The organism is Asanoa sp. WMMD1127, from assembly GCF_029626225.1.
Taxonomy (GTDB): Bacteria; Actinomycetota; Actinomycetes; order Mycobacteriales; family Micromonosporaceae; genus Asanoa.
In genome coordinates, this window is record NZ_JARUBP010000001.1 from 5,784,730 (window position 1) to 5,799,585 (window position 14,856).

The 14,856-nt window shown below is 71.9% G+C and carries 16 protein-coding genes; 10 read left to right on the top strand and 6 right to left on the bottom strand.

The window, feature by feature from the left end:
* Nucleotides 1-77 precede the first annotated feature (77 nt).
* Both aceB and aceA read right to left on the bottom strand, forming a co-directional pair.
* Nucleotides 78-1,619 carry a malate synthase A gene (gene aceB, locus O7635_RS27605; RefSeq protein WP_278083396.1) on the bottom strand — a complete coding sequence of 514 codons (1,542 nt, stop codon included), beginning with the start codon at nucleotides 1,617-1,619 and terminating at the stop codon, nucleotides 78-80.
* Nucleotides 1,619-2,884, bottom strand: coding sequence for an isocitrate lyase (aceA, locus tag O7635_RS27610; protein ID WP_278083397.1), 1,266 nt, complete (start codon nucleotides 2,882-2,884; stop codon nucleotides 1,619-1,621). The genes aceB and aceA overlap by 1 nt, the downstream gene beginning before the upstream one ends.
* Nucleotides 2,885-3,057: 173 nt before the next feature.
* Between aceA and O7635_RS27615 the strand changes: the two genes are divergently transcribed.
* A complete protein-coding gene (locus O7635_RS27615; protein WP_278083398.1) occupies nucleotides 3,058-4,446 on the top strand; it encodes a short-chain fatty acyl-CoA regulator family protein in 1,389 nt (462 codons plus the stop codon).
* Between the two features lie 23 nt (nucleotides 4,447-4,469).
* The gene (locus O7635_RS27620) at nucleotides 4,470-6,122 is read left to right on the top strand and encodes a RecQ family ATP-dependent DNA helicase (protein ID WP_278083399.1); all 1,653 of its coding nucleotides are present in this window, start codon (nucleotides 4,470-4,472) and stop codon (nucleotides 6,120-6,122) included.
* A gap of 57 nt (nucleotides 6,123-6,179) precedes the next feature.
* Here the strand turns inward: O7635_RS27620 and O7635_RS27625 are convergent, their stop codons facing one another.
* The 3 genes from O7635_RS27625 to O7635_RS27635 all read right to left on the bottom strand — a co-directional run bounded on the left by O7635_RS27625 (nucleotide 6,180) and on the right by O7635_RS27635 (nucleotide 7,972).
* The gene (locus tag O7635_RS27625) at nucleotides 6,180-6,575 is read right to left on the bottom strand and encodes a DUF805 domain-containing protein (RefSeq protein ID WP_278083400.1); all 396 of its coding nucleotides are present in this window, start codon (nucleotides 6,573-6,575) and stop codon (nucleotides 6,180-6,182) included.
* A gap of 93 nt (nucleotides 6,576-6,668) precedes the next feature.
* Nucleotides 6,669-7,469 (bottom strand): SDR family NAD(P)-dependent oxidoreductase, encoded by an 801-nt coding sequence (locus tag O7635_RS27630; protein ID WP_278083401.1) that lies wholly within the window; start codon nucleotides 7,467-7,469, stop codon nucleotides 6,669-6,671.
* On the bottom strand, nucleotides 7,466-7,972 hold the full coding sequence (locus O7635_RS27635) for an emopamil-binding family protein (RefSeq protein WP_278083402.1): 507 nt from the start codon (nucleotides 7,970-7,972) through the stop codon (nucleotides 7,466-7,468). Before O7635_RS27635 ends, O7635_RS27630 begins: the two co-directional genes overlap by 4 nt.
* A 62-nt stretch (nucleotides 7,973-8,034) precedes the next feature.
* On the opposite strand from O7635_RS27635, the gene O7635_RS27640 reads away from it, so the two are divergent.
* The 6 genes from O7635_RS27640 to O7635_RS27665 all read left to right on the top strand — a co-directional run bounded on the left by O7635_RS27640 (nucleotide 8,035) and on the right by O7635_RS27665 (nucleotide 11,573).
* On the top strand, nucleotides 8,035-8,811 hold the full coding sequence (locus tag O7635_RS27640) for a hypothetical protein (RefSeq protein WP_278083403.1): 777 nt from the start codon (nucleotides 8,035-8,037) through the stop codon (nucleotides 8,809-8,811).
* 70 nt (nucleotides 8,812-8,881) lie between these two features.
* Nucleotides 8,882-9,187: a hypothetical protein gene (locus tag O7635_RS27645; RefSeq protein ID WP_278083404.1), complete on the top strand. Its 306-nt coding sequence runs from the start codon at nucleotides 8,882-8,884 to the stop codon at nucleotides 9,185-9,187.
* 18 nt (nucleotides 9,188-9,205) lie between these two features.
* On the top strand, nucleotides 9,206-9,880 hold the full coding sequence (locus O7635_RS27650) for a hypothetical protein (RefSeq protein ID WP_278083405.1): 675 nt from the start codon (nucleotides 9,206-9,208) through the stop codon (nucleotides 9,878-9,880).
* Between the two features lie 13 nt (nucleotides 9,881-9,893).
* Complete coding sequence (locus O7635_RS27655; RefSeq protein WP_278083406.1) at nucleotides 9,894-10,322, top strand: YbaB/EbfC family nucleoid-associated protein; 429 nt, start codon at nucleotides 9,894-9,896, stop codon at nucleotides 10,320-10,322.
* Between the two features lie 9 nt (nucleotides 10,323-10,331).
* Nucleotides 10,332-10,496, top strand: coding sequence for a hypothetical protein (locus tag O7635_RS27660; RefSeq protein ID WP_278083407.1), 165 nt, complete (start codon nucleotides 10,332-10,334; stop codon nucleotides 10,494-10,496).
* A 273-nt stretch (nucleotides 10,497-10,769) separates the two neighbouring features.
* Nucleotides 10,770-11,573 carry an SDR family NAD(P)-dependent oxidoreductase gene (locus tag O7635_RS27665; RefSeq protein ID WP_278083408.1) on the top strand — a complete coding sequence of 268 codons (804 nt, stop codon included), beginning with the start codon at nucleotides 10,770-10,772 and terminating at the stop codon, nucleotides 11,571-11,573.
* Here the strand turns inward: O7635_RS27665 and O7635_RS27670 are convergent.
* Entirely contained in the window at nucleotides 11,554-12,777 is a 1,224-nt protein-coding gene (locus O7635_RS27670; protein ID WP_278083409.1) for an MFS transporter, read from the bottom strand. The genes O7635_RS27665 and O7635_RS27670 overlap by 20 nt on opposite strands.
* Before the next feature lie 126 nt (nucleotides 12,778-12,903).
* Here O7635_RS27670 and O7635_RS27675 point away from each other — a divergent pair, with 126 nt between their 5' ends.
* Together O7635_RS27675 and O7635_RS27680 are read left to right on the top strand one after the other, a co-directional pair.
* A complete protein-coding gene (locus tag O7635_RS27675; protein WP_278083410.1) occupies nucleotides 12,904-14,061 on the top strand; it encodes an exo-alpha-sialidase in 1,158 nt (385 codons plus the stop codon).
* 35 nt (nucleotides 14,062-14,096) lie between these two features.
* Nucleotides 14,097-14,795, top strand: a complete 699-nt coding sequence (locus O7635_RS27680) for a cation:proton antiporter (protein ID WP_278083411.1) — start codon at nucleotides 14,097-14,099, stop codon at nucleotides 14,793-14,795.
* The last annotated feature ends 61 nt before the right edge of the window (nucleotides 14,796-14,856 follow it).

Genomic DNA, 14,856 nt, shown 5'->3' on the forward strand with positions numbered 1-14,856 from the left:
GCCGAGGCCGACCGGCAATGACCCCGACGGCTGCCGTTGTCCGTCGGGGCCACTGTCGCCGGGGTCACCGGCAAGCGTCAGACCAGATAGCGGGCGTACGCGTCGGGCGTGAAGAACGCCGGCAGCTCCTCGGCGAGCGCGGTCTCCAGGAAGATCCGCGCGGCGGCGGGGCGCAGCCCGGCCTCTTCGTCGTCCACGATGGACCGCACCAGGTCCTCGGTGACGACGCCGCCCTCGAACAGCGGCGTGCGGTGGTGCACCCACTGCCACACCTGGCAGCGCGCGATCTCGGCCGTCGCCGCGTCCTCCATGAGGTCGAAGATGGCCGCGGCGCCGTTGCCGCGCAGCCACGCGTCGAAGTAGCGCAGCGCGATGGCCACATTGGACCGCAGCCCGGCCGCCGTGACCGCGCCCGGTGTCAGGTCGACGGCGAGCAGGTCGTCGGCGTTGACGGCCACCTCGTCGCGGCGTCGGTCGAGCTGGTGCGGCCGGTCGCCGAGCACCGCGGTGAACGCCGTCTCGCACGTCTCGACCAGGCCCGGGTGGGCGACCCACGAGCCGTCGAAGCCGTCGCCGGCCTCCCGCTCCTTGTCGGCCCGCACCTTGGCGAACGCCGTCTCGTTGACCGCCGGGTCCCGGCTCGGGATGAACGCGGCCATGCCGCCGATCGCGTGCGCGCCGCGCCGGTGGCAGGTCTTCACCAGCAGCTCCGTGTAGGACCGCAGGAACGGCACGGTCATCGTCACGTCGGCGCGGTCCGGCAGCACGAAGTCGGCGCGCTGGCCGAACTGCTTGATGATGCTGAAGATGTAGTCCCACCGGCCGGCGTTGAGCCCGGCCGCGTGGTCGCGCAGCTCCCACAGGATCTCGTCCATCTCGAACGCGGCCGTGATGGTCTCGATCAGCACGGTCGCCCTGATCGTGCCCTGCGGGATGCCGAGGTAGTTCTGCGCGAAGACGAAGATGTCGTTCCACAGTCGAGCCTCGCGGTGGCTCTCCAGCTTGGGCAGGTAGAAGAAGGGACCCTTGCCGGCGTCGAGCTGCCGCTGCGCGCAGTGGAAGAAGTGCAGCCCGAAGTCGACCAGGCTCGCCGAGATCGGCCGGCCGTCGACCACGATGTGCTTCTCGGCCAGGTGCCAGCCGCGCGGCCGGACCACGATGGTCGCCGGGTCGCCGCCCACGGCGTACCGCTTGCCGGAGGCCGGGTCGGTGAAGTCCAGCTCACCGTCCAGGGCGGCGATCAGGTTGGCCTGGCCCTGCATCAGGTTGTCCCACGTCGGCGCCAGCGCGTCCTCGAAGTCGGCCAGCCACACCCGGGCGCCGGAGTTGAGCGCGTTGACGGTCATCTTCCGCTCCGGCGGGCCGGTGATCTCCACCCGCCGGTCGACGAGCCCGGGCGCCGGCGGGGCCACCCGCCAGCTCGCGTCCTTGCGGATGTGCGCCGTCTCGGCCAGGAAGTGCGGCAGCTGCCCCGCCGCGTAGCGGGCCCGCCTGGCCCGCCGGGTGTCGAGCAGGGCCACCCGGCGACCGGCGAACTCACTGTCGAGCGCGACCAGGAAGTCGAGCGCCTTCGGGTCCAGGATCTCGTCGTAGCCGCTGCCCAGGACCTCGATCCTCATCAGAACTGCTCCTCTTCGGTCGATCCGCGCAGTGCGGTGGTCTCGCCGGCCGGGTTCAGCACCGTGCTGATCAGGTCGAAGTAACCGGTACCGACCTCACGCTGGTGCTTGACGGCGGTGTAGCCGTGCTCCTCGGCGGCGAACTCCTTCTCCTGCAGCGACACGTACGCCGGCATGCCGTCGGCGGCGTAGCCGCGCGCCAGGTCGAACATCGAGTAGTTGAGCGCGTGGAAGCCGGCCAGGGTGATGAACTGGAACGCGTACCCCATGTGGCCGAGCTCCCGCTGGAACTTGGCGATCGTCGCGTCGTCCAGGTGCTTGCGCCAGTTGAACGACGGCGAGCAGTTGTAGGCCAGCAGCTGGTCCGGATAGCGCTGCTTGATCGCCTCGGCGAACGTGCGCGCCTCCTCGAGGTCCGGCGTGCTGGTCTCCATCCAGATCAGATCGCTGTGCGGGGCGTACGCCAGTCCGCGCGCGATGCACGGCTCGATGCCGGCGTGCACCCGGTAGAAGCCCTCGGCCGTGCGCTCGCCGGTCAGGAACCGCTGATCCCGCTCGTCGATGTCGGTGGTGAGCAGGTTCGCGGCGTGCGCGTCGGTGCGGGCCACGATCAGGCTCGGCACCCCGGCGACGTCGGCCGCGAGCCGGGCCGCCTCCAGCGTGCGGATGTGGTGGCCGGTCGGGATCAGCACCTTGCCGCCCAGGTGGCCGCACTTCTTCTCGGAGGCGAGCTGGTCCTCCCAGTGCACGCCGGCCGCGCCCGCGGTGATCATCGCGGTCATCAGCTCGTAGGCGTTGAGGACACCGCCGAAGCCGGCCTCGGCGTCGGCGACGATCGGCGCCAGCCACTCGGTGTCGTCGTTGCCCTCGGCGTGGGTGATCTGGGCGGCGCGCAGCAGCGCGTTGTTGATCCGGCGCACGACGGCGGGCACCGAGTTGGCGGGGTAGAGGCTCTGGTCCGGGTAGGTCTGGCCGGCCAGGTTGGCGTCGGCCGCGACCTGCCAGCCGGACAGGTAGATCGCCTTGAGCCCCGCCCGCACCATCTGCACGGCCTGGTTGCCGGTGAGCGCGCCGAGCGCGTGCACGTAGTCCTCGTCGTGCAGCAGGGTCCAGAGGCGTTCGGCGCCCCGGCGGGCCAGCGTGTGCTCCTCCTGGATCGCGCCGCGCAGGCGGACCACGTCGTCCGCGCTGTAGGTGCGCTCCACGCCACGCCAGCGCGGTGCGGTCGCCCACTCCTGCCGCAACTGCTCCGCCGATATGGTCATCGCCGACTCCTTACGTCGAAAAGCCTCCTGCCGGTCACCGTCGCACAGTGCGGAATGAGCGCGCGAGACACGGAAACAGCCAATTCTTGAAAAGTCCGCACCCCCATTTTGCGAAGTTGCGAATGGCCGATTGGCAACGTGCTAACATCGCGACAGGTGTGGGAGGTGAGGTTATGGCGAAGACCTTTGCCGGCGCCCGCCTGCGCCGCCTGCGCGAGGATCGCGCCGTGTCCCAGATCGACCTGGCGCGGCAGCTGGGCATCTCGCCGAGCTACCTCAACCAGATCGAGCACGACACGCGGCCGCTGACCGTTCCGGTGCTGATGCGGATCACCGAGGTGTTCGGGGTCGACCCGGCGTTCTTCGCGCCGCACGACACGCCGCGGCTGGTCGCCGACCTGCGCGAGGCGCTGCCGACCCGGGCCAGCCTGCACGACCTGACCGAGCTCGCCACCAAGCTGCCCGAGGTGGCCGAGGCGGTGATCGACCTCTACCGGCGCTACCGGCAGACCGACGACCAGCTGGCCGAGGTCGTCGGCGACCGTGACCTGGTCGCCGGCCGCAGCCCGCACGACCAGGTCAGCGACTTCTTCTACCGCCGGCAGAACTACATCCCCGCGCTCGACGAGGCCGCCGAGGAGCTGGCCGCCCGGATCGGCGCGGCCCGCGGCGAGATCATCGAGGCGTTGCGTGACCGGCTGGCGCAGCGGCACGGCGTGCGGATCGTCCGCGAGGACCACGGCCGGCTCGGCGGCGACCTGCACCGCTATCAACCGCAGTCCCGCACGTTGCATTTGTCGCTGTCATTGCGACCGGGCCAGCAGGCAATTCGGATGGGTGCGCAGATCGCGTTGCTCGAATATGCCGATGCGATCGACGAAATCATCGAGGAAGAGAAGTTCGACGACGTCCAGACGCAGATTCTCACGCGGGTCGGGCTGGCCAACTATTTCGCGGCCGCGCTGATTCTGCCCTACGGGGCGTTCCTGGCGGCCGCGGAGCGCATGCGCTACGACATCGGCCTGCTGACCGAGCACTTCGGGATGGGCTGGGAGAGCGTCTGCCACCGCCTGTCGACGCTCCAGCGGCCCAAGGCGCGCGGCGTCCCGTTCTCGTTCGTGCGGGTCGACCGGGCGGGCAACATGTCCAAACGCCAGTCGGCGACCGGGTTCCCGTTCTCGCGCTCCGGCGGCACGTGTCCACTATGGAACGTCTACGAGGCGTTCAACGCGCCCGGCCGGGTGATCACCCAGATCGCCGCGATGCCCGACGGCCAGCGCTACCTGTGGATCGCTCGCACGGTCATCCACCAGCACGCCGGCTACGGTCAGCCGGGCAAGGCGTTCGCGATCGGGCTCGGCTGCGAGATCCGGCACGCCGGCCGCCTGGTCTATTCCGCGGGAATGGACCTCGACGCCGTCGACGGCGCCACTCCGATCGGTCCGGGCTGCAAGACGTGCGAGCGACTCACCTGCCCCCAGCGGGCCGCCGCGCCGATCGGCCGCCGGCTCGATCTCGACGAGAACCGCAGCACGTTCATCCCATATCCGCTGATGAGCTGAGCCCCTGACGTAGCCTCGGTGCGATGGGGGAAATCGACCGCGTCGCGCAAGCGGTCTTCGGGTTCGACCTGCGGCCGGGGCAGCGCGCGGCCGCGGACTCCGTCGTCTCGGGGCGCGACACGCTGGCCGTGCTGCCGACCGGCAGCGGCAAGAGCGCGATCTACCAGGTCGCCGGGCTGGTGCTGGGCGGGCTGACGGTGGTGGTGTCGCCGCTGATCGCCCTGCAACGCGACCAGGCGGCCGCGCTCGGGCGCCGGGTGAAGCCGTCCGGCGAGCCGGTCCGGGTGGTGCAGCTCAACTCGTCGCAGCACCACGGCGAACGGGCCGACGCGCTCGCCGGCCTGCGCGCCGGCCAGGTCGACTTCGTGATGCTCGGCCCGGAGCAGCTGGCAAACCAGGAGTCGGTGTCGGCGCTGTCGGGCGTCAACCTGTTCGCCGTCGACGAGGCGCACCTGGTCAGCCAGTGGGGTCGCGACTTCCGGCCCGAATATCTCCGGCTGCCGATGGTGGCCGAGGCGTTGGGCGGCCCGACGGTGGTCGCGCTCACCGCGACCGCGGCGCCGCCGGTGCAGGCCGACATCACCCGCGAGCTCAAGATGCGCCGACCACGTATCGTCGTCACCGACTTCGACCGACCCAACATCCACCTGGCCGTCCGCCGCACCCGCCACGACCTGCCGGAGGACCGGGCGATCGACGACCGGACGGTCGAGGTGGTGCTGGCCAACGACAGCCCGACCCTGGTGTACGCGCTGACGCACGCCCGCTGCGAGTCCCTGGCGTCGCGGCTGGACCTGGACGCGTACCGGGCGGCGCCCTATCACGCGGGACTGCCGGCGGCGCGCCGCGCGCAGGTGCAGGACGACTTCCTCGCCGGCAAGCTCGACGTGGTCGTGGCGACCAGCGCGTTCGGCATGGGGATCGACAAGCCGGACGTACGCACGGTCGTGCACGCGGGCGTGCCGGGCAGCCTCGACGAGTACTACCAGGAGATCGGCCGGGCCGGCCGCGACGGGCGGCCGGCCCGCGCCGTGGTGGTCTACGACCCGCGTACCGTGCGGATCCCGCGGTTGCTGGCCGCCCGTTCGCGGATCTCGGCCGACACCGTCCACAAGGTCGTCGACGCGGTCGAGGCGGCGCCGGGCCGGGTCGCGGTCAAGGCGGTCGTCGACGCGAGCGGGGTCAGCCGGCAGCAGGTCCTGCGGGTCGTCCAGGAGCTGGCGGAGCTGGGCTTCCTCGAGCCGGACGGCAGCGACGGCGTGGTCCGCGCGGACCAGCTGCCGCCGGACACGTTCGCGCTGGTGACCCGGGAAGGCGGCCGCCAGCAGTCGATCCTGCGGTCGCGGATCGAGGCGGCCCGCGAGTACGCGGAGACCGACCGGTGCCGCCGGTCCGAGCTGCTGGGCTACTTCGGGGAGCACTACGACCCGCCGTGCGGGGCCTGCGACAACGACGAGGCGGCCGCGGCGGCGCGGGCGCAGCCGTCCAAGGCCCAGGTCGGTCGACGCCACCACACCCCGGACCCGGCGGCGAAGCGGGTCCGGCACCGGTTGTGGGGCGAAGGGACGCTGTTGTCGCAGGACGACCACGAGCTCACCGTCGCGTTCGACTCGATCGGCTACCGGCACCTGACCCCGGCGGTGCTGGAGAACGGCATCCTGACCGTCGAGGACTGACGTCCACTGTGTACGCGGCGGCGGCCGGACCTCGACGGGCCCGGCCACCGCGGTGCGTCACGCGAAACCCGGGGCGGCGACCGCCTGCTCCTTGGGGTTGGCGCCGAAGCGGTTCTGGCCCGGCTTGCTGTCGCCCACCATGAAGACCAGCAGGACGATCGCGCCCACGAGCGGGATCAGCGCGATCAGGATCCACCAGCCCGAGCGGTCGGTGTCGTGCAGGCGGCGCACCGCGACCGCCAGGCCCGGCAGGAACAGGGCGAGGCCGACGATGATGCCGAAGATGCCCGGGCGGCCGGGAGTCGCGTCGAACAGCGCGCTGTCGAGGATGCTGGCGACGGCGTTGACGAGGAAGGAGAAGAGCACGAACCACCAGTACTCGGACCGGCGGGCGCGGCCGCTGAATCCGACGTACTGGGTGAGGACGGACTTGATGGCGGTGGTGAAGGACATGACCGTCTCCGGTGTCGATGGATGGGGCTGCACGAGCGCAGCCAAGGGAGCGAAACAGATCGACGTACCGGAATCAATGGCCGAGCAGCCAGTTCAGGAAAGCCCGCTCGGTTGATCATTTCTCGTCAGGTCGCGGGAGGCGCGGGCGATGACGGCGATCGCGGCCCGGCGGGGGAGCAGCCGTGTCATCACGACCGAGGAGACGCGCATGCCCAGCCCGGGCACCACCCGGGGGCCGCGGCCCAGGCCGCGCAGCGTCGCGCGTACCACCTGGTCCGGGGTTTGTGTGCCAGGAGCGGGGCGGGCCTTCGCGTCCGCGAGGTTGGGAGTCGCGACCGCGCCGGCGACACAGGTGACGACGTCGACGCCGGTGCCGCGCAGCTCCGCCCACAGGCCCTCGGCCAGGATGGCGCCGAACGCCTTCGTGGCCGCGTAGGCGCTGATCGGCGGTGACCCCTGCTGGCCCGCCAGCGACGACATCACCACGAAACCGCCGTGGCCGCGGGCCGCCATCGGGGGCAGGAAGTGGTGCGCGAGCGCCAGCGGCATGTGGCAGTTGAGGTCCAGGGCGCGGCGGGTCTCCGCGGGGTCCAGGTCGAGGAAGCGGCCGATCGGCGAGTACGCCGCGTTCGCCACCACCAGTCCGACCTCGCGCCCGACGGCCGCGTCGGTCACCGTCCGCACGCCGTCCACTGTCGACAGGTCGGCGGCCACGGTGACGGTTTCCGTCGGCAGGGTGTTGGCCAGGGCGGCGAGTGGCTCGGGGCGGCGGGCGGCGAGGACCAGGTTGAGGCCCCGCTCGGCCAGCCGGCGGGCGAAGGCGGCGCCCAGCCCCTCCGACGCGCCGGCCACGAGCGCCCACGGCCCGTAGCGGTCGGCGAAGCGGGCCTTCACGCCGCGGCCAGGCGGGTGAAGGGGCGGTCGTGCCACATGCGCCAGATCATCAGGAACGGCGTGAGCAGCCACATGGCGTTGGCCGCCACGACGATGGCGAAGTTGGGCGCCGGGGTCACGCCGTACCGCTCGTCCATCAGGATGATCAGGACGTTGGCCAGCATCGTGCCGGACCAGACCAGCGCCGGGACGCGGATCCAGTCGCGACCTCGGATGAACGCGTAGAGGGCGAAGAGGTAGAACGGCCCGAAGAACACCAGATCGATCCAGATGGTCATCCGCCAGAACGGTGGGCGGGCCATCAGCAGCGGGTCGTAGTGCGATCCCCACCAGTGCACGAGGTCGATCGCCGGGCCGGGCGGCCACAATGGATAGTCGAAGTCGGCCGGGTCGGCGACGACGATCTGCTCCAGGTCGACGACGTAGGTGATGACGGTCGCGTTGAGGGCGAGGAACGCGACGAAGTACAGGTCGTACTTCCGGTCGCGCAGCGGGACGGTCATGGCCCCGATCCTGGCGTCCGCCGGCCGCGCCAACAAGGTCTGAGCCGTGACACAGTGGGCGGATGGTCGCGCGGTGGGTCGACGGGGCGGTGGCCGGGCTGTTGACGGCCGGCGGTGTCGCCGCGACGTCGGTGGCGCTCGCGGACCGCGACTTCGGCGCGACGGCCGGGCCGATCGCCGGCGTCTGGGCGGCCGGGCTCGCGACGACGGCCGTGGTGGCGGTCTACACGCTGGTGCGGCGGCTGACGGCGGCGCACGTCGCGGTACCGCTGGTCGCGATCGTCCTGGTGCCGTTGGGGGTCGCGATCGGCGGTCCGGCCCGGGACGGGCCGGCCGTGGCGGTCTGCTGGGCGGCTGCCGCGTTCGTCGCCCACCTCGCCGTCGCCCACGGCGCACGGCTGGCCGGCGCGGGCGTCGTGCTGCTGGTGGTGGTCGCGGCGGTGGCCGTCGGGCGGCTCGGGCAGCCGGTCTGGCGAGCCGGTGACTTCCGCGCGGTGGGCGTACCGCTGATGGTGGTCGACCTTCCCGGTTTCGCCCCGACGCGGGCGGGCGCCGGCCGGTGGAGCGTCCAGGTGGTCGTCGCCGAGCGGCCCTATCCCGACGAGGCCGCCGGCCGGCAGCTGACCGTGACGATCGCGCCCGCGTGGACGCCGTGCGGTGCGGCGGGACCCACGGTCGTCGCGCCGGACACCGCGCGGTGGTGCCTGACCGAGCACGTCGTGTTCGTCCACACCCGGGGGTGGCGCGTCGAGTCGGCGCTGCCGGCGATGGCGTTGCGACCGGTCGAGGCGAAGGAGTTGGCCCGGCTTCCCGCGGCGAGCCTCTGGGAGGCCGACTGAGCGGGGGCGGCGCGGTTGCGACGTGGCCGGTACGGTGAGTGGCGACGGCGCGGCTAAGGAAGGAAGCCCGATGGCCAAGCACATCTCGTCGGAGGCGATCGACGCCGTGGCGACCTACCTGCGCGACCAGGTCGCCGACGGGGACAACGGCGTCGCCGGCGCCAAGGCGCAGCTGCCCGCGACCGAGGTGGGCTTTCCGGGCTTCGGCATCGTGGGCATCCCGCTCGCGGTGTCCTACGGCGACCTGTGCCAGCGTGTCGAGACGACGCTCGACGAGATGGGGCGCACCGTCGACGACTACGTGACCGAGCTGGGCAGGGCGCGCGACGCGTGGGTCGCCGCCGAGAACGCCAACACCGTCGTGGTCAAGGGCTGAGGGAAAGGATCGGGAGCCGTGCCAGGAGTCGAGGGCGCGATTCTGTTCGCGCTCGTCATGACCAAGCTCAAGGCCAGCGCCGGCCTCGCGCCGACGGCCGCCTGGGGCGTCGCGCTCGCGGCGTCGCTCGCCGCCAACCCGCTGGGCATGTACGACGCGAAGAGCGAAGGCTGGGAGCAGATCTCCAAGCGGCTCGACGGCATGGTCAGGCACATCGACCAGGCCCTGCTCGAAGGGATCGACTGGGTCGCCGACGACAAGGACGCGTTCAAGCGGTCGCTGATCGACTTCAAGGTCGAGGTGCTGGCGCTGAAGAAGGCGGCCGACGACGCCGGGGCCATGCTGGCGGTGACCGGCACCGCGTTCATCACGACCTACGTGGCGATCCTGACCTTCGTCGGCGCCGTCCTGCTGACGCTGATGGCGCTCCTCGTGCTCCGTCTCAACCCGATCACCGCGGCTCCCGCCACGGCGATGTCACTGCAGCTCGGCAACATGATCAGCTTCTTCATCGCCCAGGCCTCGGTGATGGTCAAGGCGCTCGTCGTGGCGCTGGCGGCCGCCGTCGCCTCCGTCGGTGTCGGTTTCGCGCAGACCAAGGCCGCCAAGGACGGCGTGCCCACCCCGGAGCGACTGCGGCAGTTGCAGATCGACTACCGCACGCCGACCGTGTTCGAGGCCAAGAGCGTCTGACGGAGGAGCCGACATGGACGATGCGCGACTGGAAGACCTCGACCGGTCGATCCGCGAGACCGAGCAACGCATGCGCGGCCTCGGCGACCTGCAGCGCACCCTCGCCGAGACCACCGCGGCGTTCACCACCGAACGCGGCCTCGTCACCGTCGAGATCGGCGCCGACCAGGCCCTTCGCGGTCTGGAGATCCACCCCACCGCGCTGCGGCTGACACCCCAGGAGCTCGCCGCCGAGATCATGACCGCCCACGCCGGCGCCCGCGAAGCGCTGGCCACGTCGGTCAACGCGGCGCTGGCCGGCGTGCTCGGCACCGACAGCCCGACCGACGTCCTGCGCGACGCCGCGAAGCTCGAGGACACCATGACCGAGACCCTCGGCGAACTGAGCCGCTCGATGAACGACGCGATCGTCGCCGTGAGTCGCCTGCAGTCGCGGAGTTAGGCGGAAACCATGCGCGGAGCCGTCGTCGGCGCCATCCTCTGGCCGGTCTTCGTCATCGTCTTCTTCACGGCCCTCTGGTACGGGCTGCACGCGTACTTCCGCCGGCGGCGCGCGCGCAAGGAGCGCGAATTCCACGAGAAGCCCCCGCACAAGCGCCCCCGCCGGCACTTCTGACGCGCTGGGCCGTCCCGCCGAGGAGGGCCGGGGTGGCGGCGGAGTCTTAGGGCACGTCACACAGAGTGAACCAACCGGGTGGTCTCGACCTGCGCGGCAAGCGGGCCGTCGTCACCGGCGCCACGTCGGAGATCAGCCGCGGGACCGCGCTCGCCCCGGCCCGGGCCGGGGCGATGTCACGATCACCGCCCGCGACCTCGCCGTCGACCCGCGACTCGCCGACCGGATGTGAGACGCCACCCTGGCGACGCTCGACGGCTAGATTGATCCACGATGGACCCGACCGACCGCACCGTGGTGCTGACCGGCGCCACCGACGGCATCGGCCGCGCCACGGCGGTCCGGCTCGCGGGCCGGGTCGGTCACCTGGTCCTGCACGGTCTCGAGCCCCGGGCCGAGGTGGAGGGCTTCCTGAGCGGCCTCGGCGGCCGGGTCACCTACCTGCCGGCGGACTTCGGTCACCTCGACCAGATCGCCGCCCTCGGCGCCGCGATCGGCGAGACGGCGGACCGCGTCGACCTGCTGGTCAACAACGCCGGCCGGCCCGGGGCGCGGCGCCGCACGGTCACCGACGACGGCATCGAGGCGACGCTCCAGACCAACTACCTGTCCACAGTGGTGCTCAGCACCGTGCTGCGGGACCGCGTCGGCCGGATCCTCAACATCGCGTCCGCGACCCACCTGTCCGAGCGCCTGGACCTCGCGGACCTCGGCCTGGCGGTGGGCGGCTACTCCGGCGTCACCGCGTACGCCCGATCGAAGCTCGCCATCGTCACGTACACCTGCTGGCTGGCCACCCGCCTCGACGGCACGGCGGCCGAAGCGGTCAGCATGCACCCGGGCGTCATCCACTCGCGCCTGCTGAGCGGCATGTTCTCGATCCAGGGCGACCCACCGGAGGTCGGCGCCCGCAACATCCTGCATGTGGCCGGCCTGCCGGGCCCGCTCAACGGCCGCTACTTCGACGAGAGCGAACCGGCCCGCCCGAACCCGGCCGCCACCGACCCGACCATCCAGCACGATCTCCTCGACCGCACGGCCGCCCTGCTGACCCCCATCACCATCGACCCACGCTGACCACCGACTCAGCCGGCGGCCGGACCCGCCACGTCGCCGGCACCGCCAGTGCGGCCAGGGTGACGACGACCGCGAGCACGCCCACGGCGGTCAACGTCGTGCGGGTGCCCACGGCGGCCGCGATCGGGCCCGCGAAGGCCATGCCGATCGGCGCCGCGACCACGCCGCCGAGGGTGAGCACCGATGTCGCGCGGGCGATCAGGTCGGCGGGCAGGTCCTGCTGGACCGTCGTCGCCTGGAAGACGTTGTAGACGGTGGCCTGCGCGCCGCCCAGCAGGCTCGCGGTCACGACCAGCCACAGCGGCGCCGGAGCGGCGAGCGCGGCCGCCAGCGGCACGATCAGCAGGAAGCCGGCCAGCGCGGCGGCCATCGGGCGGCCCGCCGGCCACGCGGAGCTGACCACCCCGCCGAGCAGGCCGCCCACCGTGTAGCCGATGCCGACCGTCGCCCACGCCGCCGCACCGCCGAGGTGGCGGTCGGCGACGTACGGGCCCAGCACGAAGAGGGGCGCGATGACCAGCATGTTGATGAGGCTCGCGTGCGCCGTCCACAGCCAGAACCAGCCGCGGCCCCGCAGCGCGGTCAGGCCCTCCCGGATGCCCGCGAGCAGCCCCGGGCCGGCCGTCGGCGTCCCGGCGACCCGCAGGCCACCGAGGAAGGCCGCGCTGACCAGGAACGTGAGCGCGTCCACCCCGATCGCCCACCCGGGCGCGGTCAACGCCACCAGCGCTCCGGCCGAACCCACCGCCAGGATCGCGGTCGCGCTGCGCGACATCGCCAGCAGCGAGTTGGCCCGCCGCAGTCGCCCCGCGTCGACCACCGACGCCACCAGGCCCTGGGCCGCCGGGGTGAAGAACGCCGCGCCGGCACCGGCCACGAGTTGGAGCACGATCAGCATCCACAGCGACGCCACGCCGGTGAGCAGGACCGTGGCGGTCAGGCCCTGCGCGACGAACCGCACGACGTCGGCGGCCACCAGCACCGTCCGCCGGGCGAACCGGTCGCCGACCGCCCCGCCGACCAGCGCGAGCACGATGACCGGCAGGCGCGTGCTCAGCAGCACCACCCCGAGCGCCGAGGGCGAGCCGGTCAGCTCCAGCACCGCGAAGGCCAGGGCGAAGGGCGTCAACGCGTCGCCGTACGCCGAGGCGGTGAACCCGACGTAGTAGCGCCGGAAGTCGCGTACCCGCAGCAGGTCGATCATGGCCGTCAGGCTGGGCCCTCGACCGGGTCGAGGGTCAAGCGGTTGACATGGAACGATGTTTCATATGAACTTCCATCGATCCAGCGCGCGCCAGGAGCTCCTCCGTCGAAAGGGATGACCGCGCAGATGAACAGCAGAAGACTGTGGGCAGCGCTCGTGGCCGTCGTCGTCGCGGCGATGGCCGTCGGAGTCAACCCGGCGCCGGCGGCCGCCGTCACCCAGCTGATGAAGCTCTACCAGGAGCCCGGCGACTACGAGGCCCGGTTCCCCGACATCCTCAAGCTCGCCGACGGCCGGCTCATGGCGGTCTGGCACAAGGCGAAATCCCACCAGGGCGACCCGGGGACGGTGCAGCTGTCCTACGGCACCGCCAACGGCACGAGCTGGTCGGCGCCGGTCCCGGCGCTGGCCCACCCGTCGCTGATGGCCGGCAAGGACATGCGCGACCCGAAGCTCGGCAAGATGAACGACGGCGCGGTCGTGATGACGTTCTTCGTGCCGGGCGACGGCGTCTACTCGTCGGTCTGGAAGCCCGGCTGGACCAGGTTCGACGACCCCGAGAAGCTCGTCGTCGCCGGCATCCCGGGCAGCGTGCCCGCCCAGCACGCCAGCGTCCTCGCGCTGCCCGACCAGGGCGGCTCGGTCAACCAGGTGCTGATCGCCGTCTACAACAACACCGGCGCCTGGTTCGTGCGGGCCACCTGGCGGCCGGTGACCGCGCCGCGATTGCTGGCGGCCGACGCGTTCCAGCTCGCGGCCAACGCCCCGGCCGCCAACGGCTTCACCCACACCTACACGGAACCGAGCTTCGTGCAGATCGACGGCACGGTCGTCGCGGTCGTGCGGCACGAGCTCAACAACGGCTCGGTGTCCAACGGCGCGCCGGCCAAGGTGCTGAAGTGGAACCCCTACACGTTCGCCGGGCCACAGAGCTACTACGACGTGCAGGACCTGCCGGTCCAGGCCAGCTCCCACCACCTGCTGGTGACCCAGGACAAGAAGGTGCTGTTCACCTTCGGCGACAAGGCGGTCAGCCTCCGCCCGACGCAGGGCATCCTGATCGACAGCCCGCTGGCGCCGTGGCCGACGACCGGGCTGCGGAAGGTGCTGATCTACAACTCCGGCTCGGGCGACCAGGCGAACCCGTCGAGCGTCGAGGTGTCGAGCGGGCGCTTCCTCACCCTGGCCTACAACGCCAAACCCAAGAGCACGGTCGAGGGCGGCGGCGCCTCACCGAACGGCGGCTCGCTCTGGATCATGCAGAGCTACGCCAGCGAGTACTGAGCATCCGGCGGCGGCGTCGGGCACGATAGCAGCCTATGGAGGGACTGCTGCTGGTCGTCGTGCTCGGCGCCACCGTTCTGGTCGGCACGGCGATCGGTCAGCGGTACAGCGTCGCCCCGCCGGTCCTGCTCATCACGTTCGGCGCCCTGCTCGCCCTGATCCCCGCGCTCTCGGACGTGCGGCTGCCCTCCGACGTGGTGCTGCTGCTCTTCCTGCCGCCCATCCTCTACTGGGAGAGCCTCAACACCAGCCTGCGGGAGATCCGCTCCAACCTGCGGGTCATCATCCTGTCGGCGGTCGTGCTGGTCATCGTCGTGACCGTGCTGGTGCAGGGCCTGACGCTGCCGGCGGTCGTGCGCTGGTCGGGCCAGACCGGCGACGAGGCGCGGGAGGAGGAGACCCGGCTGGCACGGATCCGGGCGTCGGAGGAGGCGTTGCGGGCGCTGCCGGACGTCGCGACCCGGTTCGGCGCGCCCGACGAGGTGGTCGCGCGGATCCGCGAGGACTACGAGGGGCACCTGGAGCAGCTGCGGGCCGAAGGCCCGGACCACGGCGTGCAGGCGTGGCAGGACCAGGTCGACCGCCGCGTACGCCTGGAGGTGCTCGACCACAAACGCCGCGCGGTGACCCGGATGCGCGACGACCGCGAGATCGACGACATCGTCCTGCGCGACCTGCAGGCCTCGATGGACATCGAAGAGGTGCGCCTGCTCGGCCCGGCGCCCACCGACTAGGGTTCGCGGCTTCCCGCCGCCGGGTGGACGGGATGGCGGGAGCCGGGCGGGGGCGTAACAC

Coding starts and splice junctions, on each gene's coding strand:
- aceB (WP_278083396.1), bottom strand. CDS start 1,619: ATGAGGATCGAGGTCCTGGGCAGCGGCTACGACGAGATCCTGGACCCG.
- aceA (WP_278083397.1), bottom strand. CDS start 2,884: ATGACCATATCGGCGGAGCAGTTGCGGCAGGAGTGGGCGACCGCACCG.
- O7635_RS27615 (WP_278083398.1), top strand. CDS start 3,058: ATGGCGAAGACCTTTGCCGGCGCCCGCCTGCGCCGCCTGCGCGAGGAT.
- O7635_RS27620 (WP_278083399.1), top strand. CDS start 4,470: ATGGGGGAAATCGACCGCGTCGCGCAAGCGGTCTTCGGGTTCGACCTG.
- O7635_RS27625 (WP_278083400.1), bottom strand. CDS start 6,575: ATGTCCTTCACCACCGCCATCAAGTCCGTCCTCACCCAGTACGTCGGA.
- O7635_RS27635 (WP_278083402.1), bottom strand. CDS start 7,972: ATGACCGTCCCGCTGCGCGACCGGAAGTACGACCTGTACTTCGTCGCG.
- O7635_RS27640 (WP_278083403.1), top strand. CDS start 8,035: ATGGTCGCGCGGTGGGTCGACGGGGCGGTGGCCGGGCTGTTGACGGCC.
- O7635_RS27645 (WP_278083404.1), top strand. CDS start 8,882: ATGGCCAAGCACATCTCGTCGGAGGCGATCGACGCCGTGGCGACCTAC.
- O7635_RS27655 (WP_278083406.1), top strand. CDS start 9,894: ATGGACGATGCGCGACTGGAAGACCTCGACCGGTCGATCCGCGAGACC.
- O7635_RS27660 (WP_278083407.1), top strand. CDS start 10,332: ATGCGCGGAGCCGTCGTCGGCGCCATCCTCTGGCCGGTCTTCGTCATC.
- O7635_RS27665 (WP_278083408.1), top strand. CDS start 10,770: ATGGACCCGACCGACCGCACCGTGGTGCTGACCGGCGCCACCGACGGC.
- O7635_RS27670 (WP_278083409.1), bottom strand. CDS start 12,777: ATGATCGACCTGCTGCGGGTACGCGACTTCCGGCGCTACTACGTCGGG.
- O7635_RS27675 (WP_278083410.1), top strand. CDS start 12,904: ATGAACAGCAGAAGACTGTGGGCAGCGCTCGTGGCCGTCGTCGTCGCG.
- O7635_RS27680 (WP_278083411.1), top strand. CDS start 14,097: ATGGAGGGACTGCTGCTGGTCGTCGTGCTCGGCGCCACCGTTCTGGTC.